This window comes from Paenibacillus sp. 10L310 (assembly GCF_056395745.1).
The window spans coordinates 659312-682915 of the sequence record NZ_JBFTKC010000002.1; the positions used below are offsets into that span (position 1 = coordinate 659312).

Below are 23604 nucleotides of genomic sequence, written 5' to 3' on the forward strand. Positions count from 1 at the left end.
TATTCTCTTTATTACCACACTTGTGCAAGAAACATGCAAAAAAACGCCACCAGCTTTTGAACTGGTGACGTTTTTGATCTGACCTATTGCAGAAAATTGATTTATGGTGCACGTTTCGGTAGCAACTTCACATACTCGTCAGACAGTTTCATCAGGCTGAGCACATGTTCATAATCGGCACGATACGGTTCCAAATCCGTTACCGGTTCGTATGTCTTCAGCGAATAGGCTGTTCCATCGTCAAAGCCTGCACCCGGAATAAACATGATGTCATTGTTGACAAATGAACCCGTCGGCAGGTAATACCGGATACCAAAGGCATTGTGGTCCATGTTGAGCAGATCATGTCCGAAGGCAGTGAATTTCTCATCCTGGAGCGAAACTCCCATCAGATTCATGATCGTTGGCAGCATATCCAGCTGACCGCCAGGCTGCTCGATCAATTGTCCTTTGGTCTGTTTCGGCGTGTGGATCATGAACGGGATGTTGAATCGACTTACTTTACCGTCATAAGGGACGCCCAGATTGGCCTGAATCTGCTGTGTAATCTCTTCGTCAGCAGGCAGACCAAAGTGGTCTCCGTAGAGCACTAACGTTGTGTTATCCCATAATCCGTTCGCCTTCAACTCATTAATGAGTTGACCGATGGCATAGTCCGTATAATTGATCGCTTGCAGATAATCGTGAAGCAGTTTGTTCGTAATAGTCGCAGGAATCGTGATGCGTGCACGATCAGCGGGAACCGTAAACGGCGAGTGGCTCGATGCCGTAATGAACTGAGCATAGAACGGCTGAGTCGCAGCCTGATGCGCAGTCATTTTTTCCACACCTACACGGTACAACTCTTCATCCGATGGTCCAAAGTCATTGAATCTGTCATTCTCGAAGCTGGGCTTGTCGAAGTAACGAGTGAATCCGAGTGCCGGATACATCTTGTTCCGGTTCCAGAAGGTGACGTCATTGACGTGGTACGTCTCGGACTCATATCCCTCTTTTCCTAATAACTTAGGAAGACTTGGAAGTTCGCGGTCACTATAACCTGCTGACATGGGCACAACTCCGGTTGGATAGATAGACGTGTTCGACATGAACTCCGCATCTGATGTGTTTCCCTGTCCGATCTGTTGGAAAAAATGAGAGAAATAATAGCTTTCTTTGGCCAGATCATTCAGTACCGGTGTTAACTCCTGACCGTCTAATGAAGCATTAATCGGAAAATTCTGAAAGGACTCCAGTTGCAGTACGATCAGATTGCTGCCTTTGGCCTGACCAAAATATTTGGCTTTCACGGCTGTACCGTCACTTGGTTTATCCTGATACGGATACTGGCTAACCAGCTCATTGATCTTGGCAATCGTTTCGTTAATGTTGCCATTCGCAATGGCCTCATTTTCTTTGCTCGTCAGAATGGCAGACGATACCTGGTAGTTCAGGAAACCGAGATTCTCGGCTCGCACCAACTCGTTATCAATCGTTTCACCTTTGACAATAAAACTGCCAGACAGCACGATGCAGAATGCAGCCGTAAGCGCAACGCCGAGCTTGCCCCAGTAACGTCTACGAATTCTGCCAAAAGTCAAACCGCTATCGCGGTAACTGCTGCGGTTACGCCCGCCAGCACGTTTGCGCATAATCAACCATATTGGCAATGCCAGTACGATGTCTGCAAAAAACAGAAAGTGCTCCGGTCGTACCAGTGGTCCGATACTTCCCCGTACTTGGGCAACTTGCCCCAACTCACTTAGCGCGGTATATGTGGGTACCGAACTGAAATGAACGTTATACAGCGTAGCCGCGAACAACACCAGAGAAAACAGAATATTGAATCCTCCGTATACTGCTCGCTTCCAGCCTTTGGGCACGATCAGATCCAGCAGGCATACCACGGTTAGTGCGCCTAATGCGTCAGTTAACAGACCGATGCCGGACAGACCCTGGAAAAAGAAATACCGCAACAGTGACAGCTTCAGCAGCATAAGAATGAATAACACGGCAAATAAGGTCCGTGATGAAGTTCGTTCATTTTTGGAATTATACATGGTCGCTTTCAACCCTTACCCTGAAATTTTACGTTCATTTTACAAAACGCATATTTCAGTATAACAGTTTTCTGGTTGCTATTCCATGGAAGTTCCGTGTAGGGCAGGGTGATCGTTACGCAATTGTAGAGATATCCGTGTTCTGCGTGTCCGCTCCCTCTCTCTGTCCCTTAATGGCTGCTTGTGCAGAAGCAATTCGTGCATAAGGGATCTGTTCAGGCAAACAGCTTACGTAATCCAGACCAATGCGGTGGCAGAACGTAACTGACTCCAGATCCACAACATTTTCTCCGCAGATCCCTGTCTTCAGATGAGGTTTTCGAATTCGACCTTGGACTACCGCCATCTCAATCAGTTGTCCGACTCCCTCAATGTCCAGCACATGAAATGGATTATTCGTTACCGCACGAGAGTCCGTATCACGTTGAAGGAGAAGGAGCCGCTTCTCAGCTTCATGACGGCTATATCCAAATGTCATCTCTGTCAGCTCATCCGTGCCAAACGAGAAAAAGTCAGCCTGGCGTGCAATATGAGTCGCCGTCAGCGCCGCTCTCGGAGCTTCGATCATCGCCCCTACTCTATAGAGACAATGCCGCTTCTCCTCACCAAGCACTTGGTCAGCCACATGATCCACCAGATCTCTCATCACCTGAAGTTCATGCACATGACCGATCTGCGGGATCATAATCTCGGGACGTACCCACCAGCCTTGCCGGATGCCTTTCACCGCTGCGCGGAATATCGCTTCCAGCTGCATATCAACGATCTCCGGGAACACCGTACTCAGCCGACAAGCCTGTTGCCCCAATGTCGGATTATGTTCATGCAATTCACAGACTCTGCGAATGACACGCTCCAGTTCCTCCAGTTCATTCTGATGGTCTTTTTGCTCCTGCCACTCCTCTGCTTGTAACCACTCACGTCGTTTCTCCAACACTCCCAGATCCGGTAACAGTTCATGCAACGGCGAATCGAGCAAACGTATCGTTACCGGGTATCCATCCATCGCTTCGAATATCTGTTCAAAATCAGACTGCTGCATCGGCAACAGACGCTCCAAACCACGCCTGCGTTCGGATTCACTGTCTGCCAGGATCATTTTTTGTACAAATGGTAACCGCGCAGGTGATAACAGCATGTTCTCCGTCCGGCATAGACCTATTCCCTCGGCCCCTTGTAGCCGTGCTGTCATGGCATCCTGTGGATGATCTACATTGGCCAGTACCTTCAGCTCTTTCACTTCATCAGCCCACTTAAACAGTAGTTGCAGATCTGCTGATAAAAGTGAATCTGAGTTGTTATAAGCTGGACATTCATCATTAGTTACTGGCTGGATCTGTATGGGCAGATGTCCATTGCTCGCTTCGCTGATAGAAGTAGGATTGGTGTAAAGCTTCTGCACTTCCGTGATATGCGCAGGTTGGATGCGAAGAAGTGCATCCTCCTTGGTGAGGAGTCCTTCATGGACAAAATCCACAGTACTCCTCAGTGTGGCTGTTGAAGATAATCGTGCGGGCTGGGTCTGCACAACATACAACGCGCCGGATTCAATCACAAAGGTGATTTCCTGCACTTCTCCCTTATGCGTCTCCAGCTGGCTACCTATCTCCAGCAAACTTGTGTACAGCTCAGGTTCGTCATTCGGTAAACGCTCCAGGCTGTGATCAGTGTGGCTCGCGTTCCCGGTTGGGACATATTGTCCTGTAATTCCCTTTTCTCCTGTAAGTGGGTTACACGTATATATTGTTCCGATCCCGCTTGATTCTCCACATTTTCCATGCATCATCGTCTGTATAAGAACAGGAGCGCTTTGCTCCGAAGAGATGTAATATGATTTACGCATGATCTCGTCCTGAGATCTGGATGCTTTTATACGCTGTGAATGATATACCGCACGTACTGCTTCTTTGAATTGAATTTGAACATCTTGAGGAAAAGGGTTACGCCCCTCCCCTTCGATTAAATATTTAAACTCGGTAATGGTTAATTCAAGTTCCGTTTCATCCCGACCCTTGACGTGACTCGATATTTCTGTGAAAGATTCAGACGGAATTGCATATACCAGCTGTCCATATTCCTCTAAGTAATCTAGATAACATTGGAGTGCATACAACCGATCACCAGTTTGACGTGCGAGTCCTTCCACAGTAACATCATTCAGACCAACATTGAGCAGTGATTGTGTCGCAGTTGCTGAGGTTCGATCCTGGTCCGTACGTACCGCGAGTAGTAGCGGGTTCACCGAATGTCCGAAGAACTTCCCGGTTTGCTGTTCCAGATGCCGGATCGCGTTAATAATCTCTTCCTCTCCTTCACCGGAAAGATGTCCAAGACGGGTACAGAACTCGCGACAGCATTCCGTTGTGACCACAAATCCGGCTGGGACAGACCACCCTGCATGGATAAGTTCTGCAAGATCAGCCCCTTTACTGCCCATTAGCCCTTTCATCTCTGCCGTACCTTCTTCCAACAGAATTACCCGTTTTGTCATTACAGCTCTCCCATCCGCCATTCATGGCTATGCTTGAAGGCTTCAATCCCTGCGTTACAGATCAGCCTTCACTCTAATGGTATGTCACAATCGTTCAGTCAAGGACATCCGCTTTTGCATTTTGTGCTCGTTATCCTGTTTTTTTGTAAACGTTACACTAAAATAAGATGAAACAAGCCTTTCGAGCAGTTGCATTGGCTCATTCATCACAGTGAAGCAAAAAGAAGCCCCTTCAACTAAGCTGAAGGAACTTCACATTTTTTAGTATTCACTTACCTCAAATGTCAGCACCCGATCAAACAGGATATAATCCTTTCGACTCTTAAATGGCCCTTTGTTGTTGTCGTGTTTATTGATCGCATACGATGCTTTTCCGCTTCCAGATTGTAAATCTAATGAATTAGCTATTCCCATTCACCTTTTTTGATGTAAGTTGCATCATAAGCAACAATTACATTCGTTTTATCTGTTACCTTTTGTATATCATCGAACACAACTTCTTCTTCGCCGTAATCTACTAAACTCGAATCCACTTTCTCGAAGACCCCACAATCCTTCACATAAATTATATCTGGATGGTTAGAATCATATCGTAAGCTTTCAGGAAGATCTTCACTCAAAATTTCATGCGATTCGGCAACCGTAGTCGTCGATATTGCTGTAACAGGAATCATTCCAATAACAGCTATTACTAAAAGCGAGGCCCAGATTTTTTTATTCATAGGATGTCTATTCTCCAATTCATTTTTCCTATATTATACATTAAAATGGATTGTTGTAATATTTTCCTTTTCTCCGATGTTGAATCCAGCGTGTTTGTTATTTTGTAGTTTGTCGCTCATTGTAATTCCTCCACTGTTTTAATTTTTAAAAACGAAAAAGACCGCCAGATATATGACGGTCAGGCTTCTGATTATTGATATAGATATTTAAAAAATAAAACTGTACCAAGAACACCTATTACCAAAAACATAATTGCTGAGTTCCGATATTTCTTCCACATCCGAATGGCATTAGCAATATTTAGTATGCCTAGTGCAAGCATGTTAATACGAGAATCTACTTGAAACAAGTTATATACTAACATAATGGCAACTACTATCGAGATACACCAGAACCATAATGGAATTTTATCCTTTATCATTGATCTGCTCCTTTAGTTTATATCCTATCTGTTATAATATATTCCTCAATCTAATTAAAATTCCTTTATTTAGTCTATTAAACAAACAGATTATAGATTAACGAAAAGGATAATACCAGTAGATTCATAGAGTGCCCGTGAGTTACATCACAAAATTTTGATAGTTTTGAAAGTTATATGGTTTTCTTGATTTTTTCGAAAAACATCTCACAGACCATTCATTATCAAGCCATAAACCGCAATACATCCTCAATCTTCTTCCCATGAGAGATCACACCGTAGTTCATCCAAGACATAAAATCCACTTCATACACATTACCGCTCTTCACCGCAGGCAGACGTTTCCATTCATCCCTATCGAGCAGTTCGCGCTCCTCTCCAGGTTTAGCAGAATTTCCAGTGTCAAATGTAATCAACAAGTGATCCGCATGAAGCTGACTTAACTGGTCCAATCCAATGAAAATCCTCCGCTCGTGTCTTGTCCATTGCTGCACACGGGAGTGGGGAGTCAGTCCAAGATCCTGATAAATTACAGGTCCGACATAGCCCTGCTGAACCCCATAGAGAGTAATATCCGAAGCAGATATACGCAAAAAAGCTACTGTTTGACCACGCATATAACGTGCTAACCGACTCTTAGCTTCCATTGCCTTGTCCTCATACGCACCAATTACATCTTGAACCCGATTCACCTTCCCTAACACATCGGCTGTCGATCTTAAAATGGAGCGCCAGTCCTCTCCCAAATGATCTACGTAAAATGTAGGTGCTACCTGCTTGAAGCGGTCCAGATTCCATCGATCATATCCCTTATCCAGCATGATAAAGTCCGGTACATTACCCAGATTAAACTGCGCATCCATCTGGCTCACATCAAATTCAGGTACGTCATCCAACCCCAAATATTGCTGCCTGCCCCAAGAATGATGCGAACATTGCAGTACAGGTTTTACGCCAAGAGCCAACACAAAGTCCTCCAGATAAGGAGCAAAGACACGAACCTCTTGACGGTGATGACGGCGGTATAACCCAGGTGAAATACCAGCATATTGCTTAAATCGGCGGCCAAAATAATACTCGCTGCTAAATCCCACATTCTGTGCAATTTCATGGATGCGATCATCCGTGAGCTGCAATAGTTGCTTCGAGCGCTCCAGCCGAACCGCATTTACATATTCAAGCGGGAGCTTGCCCGTAATTTTTTTGAATTGCCGAGTGTAGCTGGCTCTTGTTAGACCAATATCTGCTGCGAGCTCATCCACGGTTATGGTCTGATCATAGTGGTCGCCAATATAACGAATTGAACTTTGAAGACGGGCACGGTCATCGGGTACTTCTGTTTCGAGGGCACTATGGCGAAGCAAGGCACGAAACCACTCCTGGAAACGAAGCTGTACCTCCCATTGCTCCAGCCAATCGCCAGTGACCTGTTGACGCAGTATTTGTTCCAAGGCTTCCAGACAGGAACTCCACGGACTGTAACTGAGTTGCATAAGCGGTAATAATGTCGGAGAATCTGGACTTTGGGAAAGTTCCTGCTGCTTCTCCGTGTTTCTTCTAGACAAAGCGTTCGAAGTCTCTTCGCTTAACTCAGCCACCATCAGATCAAGCTTATAGTATTGCAATTCACTTCCTGTCCCAAGAGAACCTTCTATTTTAACGGATGTTCCAGCCGGAACAAACATAATCATTCCTTTTTCCAAATGAGATTCCCGATCTGAGCAAACTATTGAACCCTTCCCAGACGTTACAACAAAAATAGCGTGTGAAGACGACGTTCTGTATAACAAACGTTTATCGATATGAGATTGATGGTGATCTACGTATTCCATATGCTGAAGTGAGCATAGCCAGGGCTTGGGGATCAGTTGTATTATCGTAGGGCACATGTTCATCGTCCTTAACTGAGAATTATTATCATTTAAAATAGTGTATACGAAAAAAGAAAGCTCTTCAACCCTGGCTGAAGAACTTTCTTTAAGTAATCGATTCAATTATGGAGTCAATTTTTCCAAGAGATCATCAATTTTCATGGAATTTGCTGTAATCGCACCTGATTGCCAATGTGATCTTTCCATAATATATACCTGATTGTTCTTAACGGCCGGAAGAGATTTCCACAATTTGCTGTCAAGTACCTTCAAGGCTTCCTTGTTCTCAGGAGAAGACCATTCACCATTGGAAGGGAACACAATAAGATGATCTGCATCAAGTTGCGGCACGGCCTCTTCAGACAGAATTTCCTGGTATTCTTCCATCTTGTTAACCAGAGGATGAGGTGTTAGGCCAAGCTCCGAATAAATAAATCCGGTGAACCGATTTTTCACACCGAACAGTGCCAGTGTATCATCGTTAACATTCAGTCGGACAACTGCGACAGTCTCGTCTCCAACCGCTTCCTGCAACTTCGCCTTAGCATCTGCAATCTTGGCCTTAAATGCCGCAGCAACTTCTTCACCCTTGTCCGGTTTCCCTACAACATCGGCAATGGTTTTCAAAATTTGATTCGAATCCTGCAGTACGCTCTCAGGCAGACGATATGTCGGTGCCACCTTGGAGTACATCTCATATTTCTCCATATCTACCCCACCATCTACAATGATGAGATCCGGATCATATTCCAACAAAGCTTCAATACTCCCCGTAGTATCAAATTGAGGAACATCCAGTCCTAAATAATCCTGTACACCCCACATCGGGTTATACCACTGCACTACAGGTGTAATATCAAGCGCCTTCAAATAATCTTCCACATATATTCCAGCAATCCGCTGTGGTTGAACCGGAATTGTCACATCTCCAAATTCATCCTGTACAACTCGTGTCGCAGGCTCTGTCTCGGTTCCAGAAGTATTTTCTCCAGAAGCCGCACTTTCAGTTGCAGGAGTCTGTTCCGCATTCGTAGCGGTATTTGTACTACATCCTGAAATAACCAGACCCATGAGCAGTAATGTAATCGTCCACCCTTTGAAACCTTTAACTAAACCTACCATGTTACCCTTCACCCCTATGTGATCTGTTGATGTAACCGTGAGAATATCTCACATATAATGATTATCATTCTCATCGATTGCTTAGGTGAATTGTACCTTATGCCTCAGCCGACCCACAATGTACATTTGATGCTGTTTTTTTATACAAACGAAAACAACCCTGTTGGTCCTCCCCCGCTTATCGCAGGGGCAACCTGCCTTGACGATAACTTTCCAACAACTGATCCACAAAGAAATCGTTCGCCGTACCCTGTAACAATGCAGCACCAATTAAACCCATATCATCACTCACATACCCCGCTAACTCAGGTTCGCCGGTGAGAGCCAAGGTTTGTTTAAACGCCTGTTCCCTGCATGCGCGCAGCACCTCTTCTTCAGCTACCGCGGTATCTTGAGCCCATCGTACAAAAGCTTGCATCCACTCGTCAGCAAATGCAGAAGCATCCCTTTCATCCAAGTAAATTTCCACATCCAATCCTTCGAATGTCTGCTGGGTCAGAATCTGTCCCTCGTTAAGATCCAACAGTAGCTTCTCCACATCCGTTTTGCTCATTGATCTCTCCTCCAGTTCCTCGTCAAGTCAGATACATCTCTGGTATAACGAAACGTTTCATCATCTGCTTTGGATCGGCTGTAAAATGATCCAATTGAAGTTCCTCATATTCGCTAAGGATACTTTCAAAGATACCAGCGATCACACCACAATCTGCCAAAGCATTGTGCCTGTGAATTCCATCTGTATTCAGATCGTAATACCGAATCAGAAAATCTGTAGAAACGACCTCGTTAATCTCAGGATGAATGTAGGTGAACATCGCTTTTGTATCGAGCACCGGGTTGGTCAACATCGGAAGCCCATACTCATCACAATGCCGCTTCAAGATGGGTAGGTCATACTCATATCCAGCTTGTGTCACAAGAACGTTATCACCAATAAATTTCTGAAATTCCTGAAATGCTTCTACGAACGACGGAGCCTCCAACATTTCCTCATTCGAAATTCCTGTTAATTTCGCCACAGGTTCTGGTATTGGTTTGTTCGCGCGTGTAAGTGAAGAAAATGTTGTCTTGCATTGTTGACCTCTTTGGTAATGCATCGCACCAAATTGAGTCACACTCTCCACCACAGGATTAATGCCTGTACCTTCGAGATCAAATATGCAGTACATTCTATCCTGTAATGGAGATACGCTTAGATTTTCAATAAAGTATGTATCAGGCAAAAGCGTAATTTTCATCCGCCAACTCACTCCTCCCCACTATCATTCTGGCAAATGCATTTCTCATATATAACTCTGTCACTCCCACAATCGGGTGACCTGGACCAACTTGCGCGTTCCATCAAACTGCAATTTAAAAATATCCGGCATCGTAGTACTCTCCCAAAAGTCATACCCGTAGGAAGAATCATAGTGTTGTAAAATAAGTGTCATTACATCTCCATGGGTTCCGATGACTACCTTGTGACCCACATGTTTATCCAAAATTTTCTCAATTACCGCTACTGCCCTTGAGCGAGCCTGTTCACCAGACTCCCCACCTGAATACGCATACGTAGGATCACGGTACAACTGCTGCTTGGCTTCACGAAAATTAGCATGCTTCACATCTGAACTCGACAACTGGCGTTCACGCAAATCTTCCTCTGTCACCACAATTCCATCTGACCAATCTGCCAGAATCTGAATCGTATCTACCGCTCGCCTGTAGGGGCTAGAATAAAACAGTTGAATCTGCTCCCCATGGAGCAGACTGGCAACCGTTCCCGCATCTTGATGACCTTGCTCTGTCAGTCCACGCTCGCGTTCCTGTCCTTCAACATATCGAGACTCCGCATGTCTGACAAAATATAAAAACGTACTGGCCTCACTCATCATCCATCCGCCACCCCTTTTTTCTTCTCAATGACAATCAGGCAGGTACTGTCTGGCAAAGGCGCAGGCTCACCATTTTCCTTCATGAAGATCATTCGTTCTCCAAGTGCTTCCGTGTACCCCTCCTGGAGAAAATGTCGGAACGTAATCATCTCGGCTTGTTCACCCAGCGCTTCTCGAATACAGTTCTCATAGGCTGTCGGCGTGAATATACCGAACTGTTCCTGAATTTCATGCACGTATGCCTCTTCGCCCCACGTATAGGTGTAGAGAAACTCCATTGCATCGTTGATCGGCAATACGACCTCATTGTCTGAGACCCGCTCATATTGAATTGCACGTCCCTGAAAATCCTCTGCATACCGCTCCAGCCAGCGCATCCCATCCGGTTCCAGGAAACGAATCCGGCGCTTCTGCGCCTCCGGCTCACTCATGATCCCATCCCGAATCAGAATTCTTCCTCCAGGTGACAGCACACGGAATGAACTTCTCAGCGCTGCTACAACCGTATCGGAATTAAATCTTCGACCGTCCAGTTCAATATATGAATATAATTCATGCAGAATGGATGAAAAAATAACCGTATCCACTGTGCCCGGCTGCACATATTGCTCCAGTTGTAGGGCATCGCCCTTCATCACTTGCCAGCGATGTCCCTCACGTTGTTTTTTGCGTTCCAGCGCTTCAATGACATTGGCTGAGATATCGATACCAATCGGCTCCACTTCCGGTTTTTCCTGCTCAATCAGATCCAGCAGAATTCCTCCACCTGGACCAATATCCAGTACTCGTTTACCAACGATATAGTCGAGCAGTACTTTTTTGTAATCACCGGAGCTGTTCATATCGGACAAATACGTCTCTTCGTTGTGGAAACGATCATACGCATCCCGGCGTAATCCGAACAGGTCAAATAACAGCAGTACAGCCTTCTCGTATAACGGCGACTTCTCCGCTTCAATACAGAATGCAATCAGCTTCTCGGCAGCCGGAGAAAATTCGAAGGTCACGAATAATGTATCCGGCAGATCCGTATGACGTTCAATGCGATGGGTTAGATGGGGATAGACGATCTGCTCCCCTGCCACAATCTGTTCCCACGAATACTGTTCCAAATATTTTTCAATCATTCGTTTCTTGTAAATATTGAGCTTCTTGACGCCCTTATAGTCGTAATACATCGTATTCATCAATGGTTCAAAGCTGATATGGCGAACGATTTCAGATCGACTCTCCATGGATGTTGGATGCATTCTCTCGCTGCGAAGTGTCAACAGGAACACTTTCACCATCTCCTGCAACGAAAAATCCTGCATGGCCGACTCCACATACCATAATGTGCGATGAGCCAGCGGAGCCAGCGCCTGTTCTACATCCAGTTCCGTTTGGAGCCTGGCATAAGCCGTATCCATAGCTTCTCCTTGCCGAATGGATGAACTTCTTAAGCGGGATAACCGTTCCTTCACGCTCCAGTCCTCATGATTCGGTCCGGTGATAATCCAGCCTACAATTCGCTGTACCTCAGCCTGAACCTGATTCCATAACGCTCGATCAACGCCTGCAATAATGCACTCATTTAATGCCATCAGTATGGTGTGCAATTCATCTGTAGTAAGCCATCCTTTGACGATCAAGCCGTGAAGCGGAGCATTTTCGGCAAATGGAATCTCACCCCGTATGTATTGACCAATAAGTCCATGTGTAGCAATTAGAGTACGTATAATCTCATGCCTTGGAGTGTGTGTATTCAGCGCATCATGCTCGCTTATATCCGCATTGTTACTTAGAGCACCACTCGGAGAACCAAGTTGATATATACTCGTCTCCTTGGTCTTATCGATGTCATTATCCAGGTGCTCTGCCACTGCGTATAAGTCATATAACTGAGCGGACCCCACATTGTGTACAAACAAGTTAACGCCCTGCTTTTGCCATACCCGCCGTTGCTCCCGTGATCCGGCCTTCGCCGTCTCTGACCAGATTAATACGTCTTCCAGAATTTCTCGCACCCAAAAAGAAACCTGAAGCTCCTCCAACACATGCAGTGTACGCTCAGTGTAGTCCAGTACCGGATTTGTTCCCTCAAGTTCGGCAATGGAATGAATGCGTTCGAGGTTAATATGGGGTTTCTCCGCTGCTGCCAGCAGTTGCAGCCATAGCTGCTGGGCTTCCGGCGTATTACCTGACTTGTATGATTGTATGGCCTTTAATGAATGCAGCATAAATATGTCCCCTCTCTTTCTCTACCCTTATATATAAAAATCATTAGATTCGTCTATAGAAGTTGAACTAATTATTAACACTATAACGAAGAGGTCAGAAAAAACCTGAAAAAGTGAAGCGCTCGCCTTTATCCCCGGATTTTCCCCTTCGGAAAAGGGAATCAAAAAAATCTGGGGATAACAGCGATTGAAAGGTTATTCTGTCATCGTAGTGTCAGTGTAAATAATATGTAATTCAACTTTTATAACAGACGAATTCGTTCCTGAACAAACTTGAGCAGCTGTTCCACCTCTTGAGCGGGCAGATCCTCGTCAAGACGCGCGGCAGCAACTGGCAGCATCCAGGACTCTATTGCTTCACGTGTAATCCCGGAAAGTTGCATATAATGATGGATGTAATATTCGACCAGTGATTCACGAGCCGTTTCAAACCCCATTCGTATAGCAGGATCTGTATCTTCCGGCAATGTGGCACTCATTAATATTACCCAGCTTCGAGCCACATCACCCGCAGGATCACCCGACATACCAGTCATCCAATCAATGACCCAGTATTGATCGCCAGCCTCACTGAGCATAACATTATCAGGGTGAAAATCGCCATGACAGATCTGTTGTTGATCAGGCAATGTTGTTAAGTAAGAAAGGACTCGCGCTTGATCGTCCTCCGACAATAATCGAACATTGCGAATCGCTCCCGATAAAATCTGCTTCTGTAAGGGGAGTGTTCCTTCATCATCTCGCTCGCAATGAAGTCTGTAATGGCAGTCAGCCATTTTAAACGCCAGCTGCTCTAGTAACTCCGGTTGCTGAATGATAAGTGATAACAGGGTAATCCCCTGGATTCGCTCAAAAACAATGCCAGCACGCGACGTAGTATGTTCTATCAAGGATACTGCCTGTGGTACGGGGAGTCCTTTTTTGTATGCCAACTCACTTATTCTAAATTCATTCTGGACGGCTTCGTGAGGAAAATCCATTCGATATAACTTCATAATGTGCTCGTTCGAATACGCATAGATTTCCGCAGTTCTTCCTTGACCGATTCGCTCCATATCTACCCTCCCTTTACTCGAACTCACTGCCTCTGATTTTGGAGAAAACCATACAATCAACCAGCGTACCTGTGCTGTCACGTCTCATCTTGCGCAGTACACCTTCCAGTGTATAACCCGCTCGTTCGGCTACTTTGGCACTTCGCACATTGCGGGCATCACAGCGGATCTCCAGCCGGTTCGCCTCCAGATGAGTAATGGCAAATTGCTCAATGCCTTTCACCGCTTCTGTCATCAAACCCTCACCAGCTCGCGATGTTCGAATCCAGTAACCAATCTCAAAACAGCGTGCATTCCAGTCAATACGATGTAACCCGCTGCTGCCTACGAATTCATCCGTATGTCTATCACGCAAATGTAACATCATGTCGGTACGTTCCAGATATTGCAGCCTTGCTTTGCGAACAGTCACTTCAGACTCTTCCAACGAAGGGATTTTCTCGGCAAAAGGTAACCACAACCGCAGCTGCTCCGCACTCTCACGGACCGCTTCATTAACGGCTACGCCATCCCCCCACTGCGGTGCTCGAATTGTGAGGCGTTCCGTGTGGAAGCTCTCGGGAATCGTTAGCATAATTGGATTAAATGAAGACGATTCTGTCATCGTTATACCTACTCCTCCACTTGAAAAATAGAATCAATGATCAGCGGCAAATTATCCCTTACGGACACTGCACCGAATACTGAACGAGCGTGTACTCCCTGATCCCCAAATACCTCCATCATCAGATCCGAGAATCCATTTAGCACTTTATGATGCTCCTGATACGAAGCGGACGCATTAATGAATCCCTGCACTTTAACCACTCTCTTCACCCGATCCACTGAACCCAACACATCTCGAACGACAGCAAGCACCTCCAGTCCAGCATTCCGGGCAAAATCATACCCCTGCTCTGTTGTGAAGTCTGATCCCAGTTTGCCGCGTTCGGAGGTATCCGGTCCTTTCCCGGATACATACATAATTCCATTCACAATAACGGCATTGGCGTATTTCGCTGCGGGGGCACTGGCCTGTGGCAAAATGATCCCCAGTTCATTTAATCTCGCTTCAATCATCGTATATTCTCTCCCTCTTTTAGGGTCCTCACGGAACCCGATTCCTTGTATTCCTGTCTATAAACTCTTGGTGATACCTGAACGGTACGTTTGAACATCTTGCCAAAATGAGAGAAGTTACTGAATCCCGCAAGCCAGGCGATGTCCGTAATGGATTCTTCACTTTCTCGCAGTAAACGCTGTGCTTCCTTCACCCGTAACAGATTCAGATAATCACTGAAGGTAAATCCCGTCGTTTGTTTGAACAATCGACTCAGATAATGCGGACTAATGCGAAACATGCCCGCCACCTCCGGTAATGTCAGTGGTTTCTGATAGTTCTCATTCAGGTGACGTACAACTGCCTGTGTCTTGGGATGAAGAACCGGCTCACGATCATCGGAGCTTAACCTGCCCAAATGTTGATTACGATAGGCATGGAGCAACAATTCAACAGCCCGGTGACGGAGCATCAGGTTGCTTCCAGGTTGAGGACGAAGCATTTCATCCACCATTTCGCTAACCATCCGTTCTAGAACCTCAGTGACTTGAGATGGAAACCTTACAATAGGAATCTCCCAACAGAAGGGTTCCTTCAAACCTTCAACTAACTCCGTGGAAATAGCTATGGTTGCAAAAAGCTCAGGCTTCAAATACAGCACCATCCGTTCATGGTCAGGCATACCGCTCTCCAATGTTTTATGAACCGTATTTCGGTCAACAAACACCAGATCACCAGCCTTTACCCGGTAAGTCCGGTCCTTGATGAAATAGATACGCTCACCAGACAACAAGTAATATAACTCATAATGATCATGCAGATGGTCATCCGTCATCGAGAAATATCCAATGCGACGATCATATTCGATGTGCAGTAAATCCGAGGGATCATGAAAATCTGCACTGAAAGGTTCTGTCATGTCGCCCTCTCTCCTTTCCATAAATTATAGCAAAATATGCGGCATTTGAAAGCGGTTACGCATAAAATGCGGCGAAAGAAGTACTCCCTTGTTATAGTCTAGAGCTATATTCAAGGAGGCGATAGACATGAGTAACAAGAAACGTTATGTATTAGTCGGAACTGGCGGCCGCGCCGAATTTTTTTATGGTGCTTTGACCCGGGATTATAGGGATACATCCGAGCTTGTCGGCTTTTGTGATATAAATCAAGTCCGCATGAACTACGCGAATCAACTATTGAAGGAAAAGTACGAGTATCCTGAGGTACCCACTTATCCTGCAGATCAGTTTGATCAGATGATTGAGAACGAGAAGCCTGACTATGTCATCGTAACGAGTGTTGACCGCACCCATCACAAGTACATCATTCGTGCGATGGAACTGGGTTGTGACGTTGTCACCGAAAAACCGATGACCATCGATGAGGAGAAATGTCAGGAGATTCTGGATGCTGTCAAGCGGACTGGCCAGAACGTAAGAGTCACCTTTAACTACCGTTATGCACCGCACCATACTAAGATTCGAGAACTTATTCTGAATGATACCATCGGGAAAGTCACTTCCGTTCACTTTGAATGGCTGCTGAATACCCGCCACGGGGCAGATTATTTCCGCCGTTGGCATCGGGACAAGCGTAATAGCGGCGGATTACTCGTGCACAAATCCACCCATCACTTCGATTTGGTGAATTTCTGGATTGGCTCGCAACCGGATACCGTGTTTGCATTTGGTGATCTGATGTATTACGGCAGAGAAAACGCAGAAGAACGCGGTGTAACGCAATTCTACAACCGGGCAACCGGCAACCCGATCGCAAAGGATGACCCTTTTGCACTGCATTTGGATTCAGACGCACATATGAAGTCCATGTATCTGGATGCCGAATCGGAAGATGGTTACCATCGCGATCAGAGTGTATTTGGGGATGGCATCAACATTGAGGATACGATGGGTGTTCTTGTGAAGTATCGGAACAAAGCGATTCTGACGTATTCCCTCGTCGCCTACCAGCCATGGGAAGGTTACCGCATTGCCATTAATGGCACCAAAGGCCGGATTGAAATGAACATTGTGGAGCAATCCTATGTCAATTCATTGGGTGACAAAAGTAAAGAAGGTGCTTTAATCGGTAAAACGTTGCGGGTTCTTCCAATGTTTGATGCGCCATATGAGGTTGAAGTGGAAGAGAAAGCAGGTGGACATGGCGGAGGTGACCCGGTTCTGCTGAATGATCTGTTTGGAGAGCCTGTTGAAGATCCGTTCCATCGCGCTGCTAACCACGTGGACGGTGCCAGATCCATTCTGACGGGTATTGCTGCCAATCGCGCCATCGCGACGGGTTTGCCTGTCAACGTCAATAATCTGGTTCGTTTCTAAGTCCCCCAGGTCTGCACTACATTATTAATTTCATTTAAAGGCTGCGCATATCACGCAGTCTTTTTTATATTATTGTGCCTAATCTGCAAGTCGACTCGGTAAAAACCTTGTCTCTGAAGCTACGAAAACTGAACCTTTTGACGTGAGTTACAATCCACCTGGATTTGCAGAGTTCTCCAAGTTAGCTCAGACGACGAATCAGGAGATTGGATTTGGACGAAAAAGTGTGGAGCAAGCTGTCTCCGACTTCTATAACGGGACCGTTCGTATTTTTGAATCGAATCAATAACCAGAAACCAGATACTGTGAGGAGGAACATATGACAGAAGAGATACTGAATCGGCTGCGCAACATTTCGATTATGGATCAAGTTCAGCCAGTTAAACCGGAAGATCAGCAGTTATTACAAGAATGGCATGCGTCGGGTATCCGGTTTGCGGCATCAGGCGGACAACTGGAAGCTACGTATTATGCAGCAGTGGGGAATTTGCTTGCTTGTATCCTGCCCATGGGAGACAACGACCCTATTTTACAAGAAGGTGGCATCTATCTGGGATGTTGGTTAGAGAGCACAGGTACCATCAATGCGCAGCTGCTGTCTCGCCTGCTGCCTTCCGTGTCCGAAACAACGTACCTCGCATTTGCCAAGCAGCAAAGAGCAGATGGATTGCTCCCGTATAAACTCACGGCAAACGGACCCTCTTTCCGGCAAATCCAGTTGGTCACTCCGCTGGCACGCAGTGTATGGAACCACTATCAGCTTCATGGCAATCATGGGAAGCAGTCGCCTTTCCTGAACACGATGTATAAGGCTATGGTTCGTTACGATGAGTGGATTGCACGCAACCGTAATACCCGAGGAACTGGCTGTGTAGAGGCCTTCAGTACGTTTGACACCGGACATGACTTATCCCCGCGATTCTGGCATGTTCCGGATACACCTTATATGAATGATGCTTCTGCCTATCATCCGGATTCTCCGATTCTGCCTTTTCTGGCACCGGATCTGACCGCCAATATCTATTGTCAGCGCATGTATCTGTCCCGTATGGCTGAAGAACTGGGAGAATCGGGAACGGATTGGAAAGCAAAAGCCGAGTCTAGCCTGGAAAGTCTCTTCCGTTATTGTTACGACGAACAGGATATGTTCTTCTATGATCGGGATCGCAATGACGAATTGGTCAGAGTCCAATCTGATGTGTTGCTCCGCGTAATGGCCTGCGAGGTGGGCGACCGTGAATTATTCGATAACCTACTGCGTCGGTACCTGTTGAATACAAGCAAGTTTTTCGCTAAATACCCGTTTACATCGATTTCAATGGATGATCCCAGATTTGATCCCTTTTCCTCCTATAACAGCTGGGGAGGGGCATCCAATTTCCTGAGTCTGATTCGGGCGCCACACGCATTCGAGTATCATCATCGATATGTGGAGCTAACCTGGGTAATGCAGCCTATCTTGTCCGCTCTATCCAAAGATAAGCGATTTGGTCAGGTACTAAGCCCCTGGACCGGAGAACAAGGTTTTACCGAGACGTACTCACCCTCCATCCTCTGTCTCCTCGATTATGTGGAGCGACTATGCGGAATTATCCCTGTTGGATCGAATCAGCTCTGGTTTACCGGACTGCTCCCCATCGACATGGATCATGGCGAGATCGTATCTGGCAACACAGCTTATAGCCGAAAAGTCAACGGAGTAGGATATGAATTGGTCAACACGCCTGATCGCATGACGGTATATCTGGAAGGCAAGGTTCATCTGGATGGCCCGTCAGGGATTCGACTGGTGACGGATCATAGTGGGCATCTGGAGGCAGTCATCGGAATGAGCGTTCGCACCGTCGAGGGGGAGCTTTACTATCAAGGAGAGCGCATTCCGATTCGGGTCAAAGGAAATGAAATGCAGCGTTACGCTGATGGAAGTTTGAGCACCGAGCGCGATATTGGCATCATCCATCCTACGTATCGTTAATTGTTTGTATGCAAAAAGCGCAAGTTGCCGAGGTATACTTCCCTGCACTTGCGCTTTTACATTTCTTTATTTCTACACCTTCCGTTGCCACGCCGGATGACGATAAAATTCAATCGTATCAATATAATTTACCGTGAACTGCTGTTCCACATCCGACAAGTTCAACAGTTTTCGGTCGATTTGCTTCATCCCCATGACCACATCGTGCCTTAGCAGGTCCATCGCAATTTTGCCTACAAACCCGCCTTCCATCTCTTTATGCTTGGTACGAAACTCTTCATTGTAGATCAGTTCAGGTGTGAATGCCGCTTCGACGAAAGCATTAACGAGCGTAAGCTCATTGCCCTCGATCTGCACTGCTAGATAATAATTGCCACGCTCATCCTTAATGAGGTCTTTATACATCTCTACGATCATGTGAATCACTCCTCTATTATAAAAGAAACCCCATTAGCCGTAACGAACATGGGCTATCAAACGTACACCTTCCTACCCCGTTCCTTCATATACTAGGTACAAATGGCGAACGGAGGAATACTTATGAGCTGGCAGCATCTCCATACTGGAAAAACACTTCAGCAGCGTCTGGCAGAACTCCAGGGGCACCTTGCAGAACTGAATACTCCACTCTCCGGGTTGGAACCGGGACGTATTCGTCGTGTCTATCCAAGGCAGTTTATCAAAGTAAACCGGCAGTTATTCATTCCACTTAGTCTGAATTCCATTCGGGTATTCGATATTCCTCGAACACGGCGAGGCGTCAGAGTGGGAATCCGTACGACTTTCCCTTCCAGGAATGCATTTAACAATATCAGACTTGTGGACGTGGGACTGGATTATCTTGAACTCCAGGGAAAAGGCAGAGTCCCTTCCCGTATATTATTTCCTCTTTCCAGCGTCGAGTCGATCTATCGGCCAACCGCCGGAAGAAAAAAACTGAAACGGCCGTGTACCCGGAAGTAAAGCTGGTTCTTTTCGCAAGCCATACAATGGTTCCCAAATGTCTGCATACGGGTGCTCCCTTCCAATATATAATTATAACCCATGCAACCACTTATCTGCTGAAGAATCATTTTATGTCAAAAAGCGGTGAGAACAGAACTGCTTCTGTATCTCACCGCTCAGCCAGTTACGGATCAAGCTTACCCTTCACATGTGTACATCAGATGCCTGTCCATACATCCTTGGCATAACGACCTTCCTGCTGAAGCTGATTAAGCCAATCTTCTGCTTGCTTCGCGGATTTGCCATGTATATCAGCGTATGCCTGCTGGAGTGTGGCTTCCACATCAGGTGCCATCTTGCTGCCATCACCGCAGATATACAGATGCGCTCCCTCTTCAAACAAAGGAATCAGATGACGGGCATCGTCTCTCATCAGATGCTGTACATAACATTTCTCCTCCCCGTCTACACGGGAGAAGGCCGTATGAAGCTTCACAAGCCCTTCTTGCTGGGCTGCTTCCAATTCATTTTTGTACAGATAATCATGCTCGGGATTCCGGCATCCAAAGTACAGGTGGGCTTCGCCAACCTCACGACCTTGTTCCTTCAATACGTGCCTTGCCTGCAAGAAACCTCGGAATGGAGCAACACCTGTACCCGGACCTACCATGATAACGGGAACCTGTGCATCCTCCGGCAGTTGGAAGCCGGATTCCGGTGTCCGCGTAAACATGACGATCTCGTCACCCGGTTTCAGGTTTGCCAGATAGTTGGACGCAATGCCTTTGTATTCTCCCTGTCCACTCCATGCTGGGGCGCGCACAACACTGACCGTAATACTCGCTTGATCGGGCTGAACACGCGGTGAACTGGAGATCGAATAATATCTGGCTTTTAGTGAAGGCAATAATTCAAGGAAACGCTCAAACGGCAGTTCACATGCCTCATATTTCACCAGATAATCCAGCATGGAGATCCGTTTATTCCGCACTTCATCCATATACACAGATTCATCAAGCAGCGCTTCAAGTTCTTTCTTATGCGGTGGACATACGGTGTATGCTGCCATTTCTCTCAACTGCGCACGAGTTGCCGCCTCCTGAAGCTCAACGCTATGACTGAGCAGATCATAGAGGTTCACTGGTTGTTGCAGCGGCAGATGCGCGGCACTCCGACCGGATGCATCCAGAACAAGATGCTCCGTTCCGGTGAATCCATAACGACGCAATACACGTTCCACAAGTTCCGGTGGATTCTGTGGCAGAATGCCCAGATGATCCCCTTCCTTGTAGGTTATGCCTTCAGGCAATTTAATCTCCAGGTGACGTGTGCTTCGTTCACTGCCCGCGTCGTGAAGCTCTCTGTTCTCAAGTACTTCTGCCACATGGGCATCATACGTATCCGCAAGCGGTGTTACGGCGAGCCCACTGACAAACTGTACAGATAGGGAACTGCGTTCGCTATTGGAGCTTGTGTTCAGTTTCAGTCCCATCGTTCGTGCGAGATCTGGCCATAATTGCTCTGTCCAATCCCCCACCTGTTTCTCGAAATCTCCACTGGCATCGGACTCACCCAGCGGTGATAACCGCTCTGCTCCTCTGGAAGATAACTGTTCATCTATTAAACGCGGAATACGCTGATAGGTGCTGGCCCAGTTGTGGTCACCGCATCCAAGAACGGCGAAACGCACACCCTTGAATTCATTCGCAGCTGCATGTTCGATCCACTCGACAAACATCTTGGCATTACTTGGCGGCTGACCATTATAGGATGCACTGACAATAATGACGGCACCCTCCTTTGGCAGTTTGCCAACACGATCATCCAGCGTAGCAACCTCACTCCGGAAACCCTGATATCTGGCGGTATCTGCAATTTCACGTGCAATGCCTTCAGCGGTACCCAGATTGGAACCGTACAGAACAAGCATCGGTGTGTGGTGGGCATTGGCTGCATCCGGCTCCGTTCTTTTGGCAACTGGCTTTGGTTCTTCAACCGCTACACCCGGAACGGCCATGACTGGCTGCCCGCCACGCGCACGTACACGAATTGTGAAGTTATCCGGTTTGAGCGTCAGCGTTTCTTTCACTTTTAACTGATAATCAGAATGATCTATGAAGTCAAAATGCTTCAACACCATGCCCAGTACCAGCGTTGCTTCCTGAAGTGCAAACTGCTGACCAATACAGGCCCGTTGACCGTTACCAAAAGGTTTATAGGCATCATGCGGCACTTTGCTCGGATCTTCGAACCGTTCCGGGCGGAATTCCTCTACGTCGTCTCCCCAGGCTTCGCGGTCACGATGCAGCTTGGGAATAAGTACACTGACACTGTCTCCTTTTTGCAAAGGATATTGACCCGCAAGTACCGTGTCCTCTTTTGCATACAGGGAAAATGCCGGGGCCGTAGGCCATAACCGCAGTGCTTCATTCAAAACCATGCGAACATACTTCAGATTGCGAACCTGGTTGTACGTGGGAACCGGATCTTTCAGAATCTGATCCACCTCAGCTTGTGCTTTAGCCAGCGTATCCGGATTCTTCATCAGATAATAAACGGCGAAGGATAACAGTCCACTTGTGGTCTCATGTCCAGCAATCAGGAATGTAATAATCTGATAACGGATGTTCTCATCATCCAGCGTTTCTCCTGTTTCCGGGTCCTTGCCGCTGAGCATGTGGGACAACAGATCATCTGCGCCTTCCTGCGGTTTCTCTTTGCGCTCGGCAATAATGTGATCCACCAAAGAGAACATGGAACGGATATCCTGTTCAAACTGTTTCTTTTTGGTGATCATCAGCTTGTCTTGCAGACGCAGTCGTTGCAATGAACTCATGGATTCATCCAACGCACGAACCATACTCGTAATGAATGGATGTGGTTCTTCCCGATAGAAGCTGTTAAACCGATAGTTGAACCCACACAGGCCAATCGTGTCGAGCGTAAGACGTGTCATATCATCCGGAACGTTAACCGTCTCATCCGGGTTCAATCGTGACCATTTCTGAACCAGCTGCACAGCCAGATCAATCATTTTGTTGTGATATCCCTGCATCGCACGTTGACTGAAACTTGGCAGCAGTACGTTATGGGCTTTTTTCCAATTCGGCTCCTCGGTCCAACTCGTAAATAGCCCATCTCCTGCAAAAGCACGAACCTTCGCAAGGGGTGCCCACACCCGTTTGTCGAATTTGGATTCATCTGTTACCTCGGCGACCAGTTCGTGACCGGAAATATACAATTCACTTCGTCCGGGGTACTCCATACGAAAGATCGGTCCGTATTCTTCAGCCAGTTTCACCAGGGATTGCACCGGTTCTTCAAAGTTCAATTGCGGCAAATTGCCCAGTGGGCCAAATGTTTTTGGTTGAGGCACTGAAATTGGTGGCATGACACTCACTCCTTCTTTCCAAGTTAAGAGTTCTACAACTAAAAAATAATGACTTGATTTACAGACTCGATTACACTTACTCTTCAGATCGACAGATTCA

The 23604-nt window shown here is 46.5% G+C and carries 18 protein-coding genes and 2 pseudogenes; 4 read left to right on the forward strand and 16 right to left on the reverse strand.

The features are described from left to right. Positions 1-101: 101 nt before the first annotated feature. The 14 genes and pseudogenes from AC1DE7_RS08300 to AC1DE7_RS08365 all read right to left on the reverse strand — a co-directional run bounded on the left by AC1DE7_RS08300 (position 102) and on the right by AC1DE7_RS08365 (position 15776). A complete protein-coding gene (locus AC1DE7_RS08300; protein WP_340032773.1) occupies positions 102-2039 on the reverse strand; it encodes an LTA synthase family protein in 1938 nt (645 codons plus the stop codon). 115 nt (positions 2040-2154) lie between these two features. Next, complete coding sequence (locus AC1DE7_RS08305; protein WP_477534128.1) at positions 2155-4530, reverse strand: putative PEP-binding protein; 2376 nt, start codon at positions 4528-4530, stop codon at positions 2155-2157. Positions 4531-4791: 261 nt separating this feature from the next. Beyond that, positions 4792-4917: pseudogene (locus tag AC1DE7_RS08310) on the reverse strand (galactose oxidase); the annotation flags it as partial. Between the two features lie 17 nt (positions 4918-4934). Further along, positions 4935-5252, reverse strand: a complete 318-nt coding sequence (locus AC1DE7_RS08315) for a hypothetical protein (RefSeq protein ID WP_477534129.1) — start codon at positions 5250-5252, stop codon at positions 4935-4937. Positions 5253-5898: 646 nt separating this feature from the next. Continuing rightward, a complete protein-coding gene (locus AC1DE7_RS08320) occupies positions 5899-7569 on the reverse strand; it encodes a helix-turn-helix domain-containing protein (RefSeq protein WP_477534130.1) in 1671 nt (556 codons plus the stop codon). Positions 7570-7668: 99 nt separating this feature from the next. Beyond that, complete coding sequence (locus AC1DE7_RS08325; protein WP_315370903.1) at positions 7669-8667, reverse strand: ABC transporter substrate-binding protein; 999 nt, start codon at positions 8665-8667, stop codon at positions 7669-7671. A gap of 178 nt (positions 8668-8845) precedes the next feature. Continuing rightward, positions 8846-9220, reverse strand: coding sequence for a hypothetical protein (locus AC1DE7_RS08330; protein ID WP_315370902.1), 375 nt, complete (start codon positions 9218-9220; stop codon positions 8846-8848). A gap of 22 nt (positions 9221-9242) precedes the next feature. Continuing rightward, the gene (locus tag AC1DE7_RS08335) at positions 9243-9905 is read right to left on the reverse strand and encodes a 3'-5' exonuclease (protein WP_282321701.1); all 663 of its coding nucleotides are present in this window, start codon (positions 9903-9905) and stop codon (positions 9243-9245) included. 60 nt (positions 9906-9965) lie between these two features. Beyond that, positions 9966-10541 carry a histidine phosphatase family protein gene (locus tag AC1DE7_RS08340; RefSeq protein WP_047844272.1) on the reverse strand — a complete coding sequence of 192 codons (576 nt, stop codon included), beginning with the start codon at positions 10539-10541 and terminating at the stop codon, positions 9966-9968. Beyond that, positions 10541-12763, reverse strand: a complete 2223-nt coding sequence (locus AC1DE7_RS08345; protein ID WP_477534131.1) for a class I SAM-dependent methyltransferase — start codon at positions 12761-12763, stop codon at positions 10541-10543. Before AC1DE7_RS08345 ends, AC1DE7_RS08340 begins: the two co-directional genes overlap by 1 nt. 242 nt (positions 12764-13005) lie before the next feature. Then, the gene (locus AC1DE7_RS08350; RefSeq protein ID WP_315370900.1) at positions 13006-13818 is read right to left on the reverse strand and encodes an aminoglycoside phosphotransferase family protein; all 813 of its coding nucleotides are present in this window, start codon (positions 13816-13818) and stop codon (positions 13006-13008) included. A gap of 13 nt (positions 13819-13831) precedes the next feature. After that, complete coding sequence (locus tag AC1DE7_RS08355; RefSeq protein WP_282321705.1) at positions 13832-14422, reverse strand: GNAT family N-acetyltransferase; 591 nt, start codon at positions 14420-14422, stop codon at positions 13832-13834. A gap of 8 nt (positions 14423-14430) precedes the next feature. Further along, positions 14431-14877: a RidA family protein gene (locus tag AC1DE7_RS08360; protein WP_315370899.1), complete on the reverse strand. Its 447-nt coding sequence runs from the start codon at positions 14875-14877 to the stop codon at positions 14431-14433. Beyond that, positions 14874-15776, reverse strand: a complete 903-nt coding sequence (locus tag AC1DE7_RS08365; protein WP_477534132.1) for an AraC family transcriptional regulator — start codon at positions 15774-15776, stop codon at positions 14874-14876. The genes AC1DE7_RS08360 and AC1DE7_RS08365 overlap by 4 nt, the downstream gene beginning before the upstream one ends. A gap of 127 nt (positions 15777-15903) precedes the next feature. Between AC1DE7_RS08365 and AC1DE7_RS08370 the strand changes: the two genes are divergently transcribed. The 3 genes and pseudogenes from AC1DE7_RS08370 to AC1DE7_RS08380 all read left to right on the forward strand — a co-directional run bounded on the left by AC1DE7_RS08370 (position 15904) and on the right by AC1DE7_RS08380 (position 19168). After that, entirely contained in the window at positions 15904-17193 is a 1290-nt protein-coding gene (locus AC1DE7_RS08370) for a Gfo/Idh/MocA family protein (RefSeq protein ID WP_477534133.1), read from the forward strand. Between the two features lie 103 nt (positions 17194-17296). Further along, positions 17297-17482, forward strand: a pseudogene (locus tag AC1DE7_RS08375) (ABC transporter substrate-binding protein); the annotation flags it as partial. A 30-nt stretch (positions 17483-17512) separates the two neighbouring features. After that, complete coding sequence (locus AC1DE7_RS08380) at positions 17513-19168, forward strand: MGH1-like glycoside hydrolase domain-containing protein (RefSeq protein WP_477534134.1); 1656 nt, start codon at positions 17513-17515, stop codon at positions 19166-19168. Positions 19169-19240: 72 nt separating this feature from the next. On the opposite strand, the gene AC1DE7_RS08385 is transcribed toward AC1DE7_RS08380, so the two are convergent. Continuing rightward, a complete protein-coding gene (locus tag AC1DE7_RS08385) occupies positions 19241-19585 on the reverse strand; it encodes a hypothetical protein (protein ID WP_062833999.1) in 345 nt (114 codons plus the stop codon). A gap of 123 nt (positions 19586-19708) precedes the next feature. Between AC1DE7_RS08385 and AC1DE7_RS08390 the strand changes: the two genes are divergently transcribed. Further along, on the forward strand, positions 19709-20131 hold the full coding sequence (locus tag AC1DE7_RS08390; protein WP_477534135.1) for a hypothetical protein: 423 nt from the start codon (positions 19709-19711) through the stop codon (positions 20129-20131). A gap of 199 nt (positions 20132-20330) precedes the next feature. Here the strand turns inward: AC1DE7_RS08390 and AC1DE7_RS08395 are convergent, their stop codons facing one another. Then, positions 20331-23504 (reverse strand): bifunctional cytochrome P450/NADPH--P450 reductase, encoded by a 3174-nt coding sequence (locus tag AC1DE7_RS08395; protein WP_477534136.1) that lies wholly within the window; start codon positions 23502-23504, stop codon positions 20331-20333. Between the last annotated feature and the right edge of the window lie 100 nt (positions 23505-23604).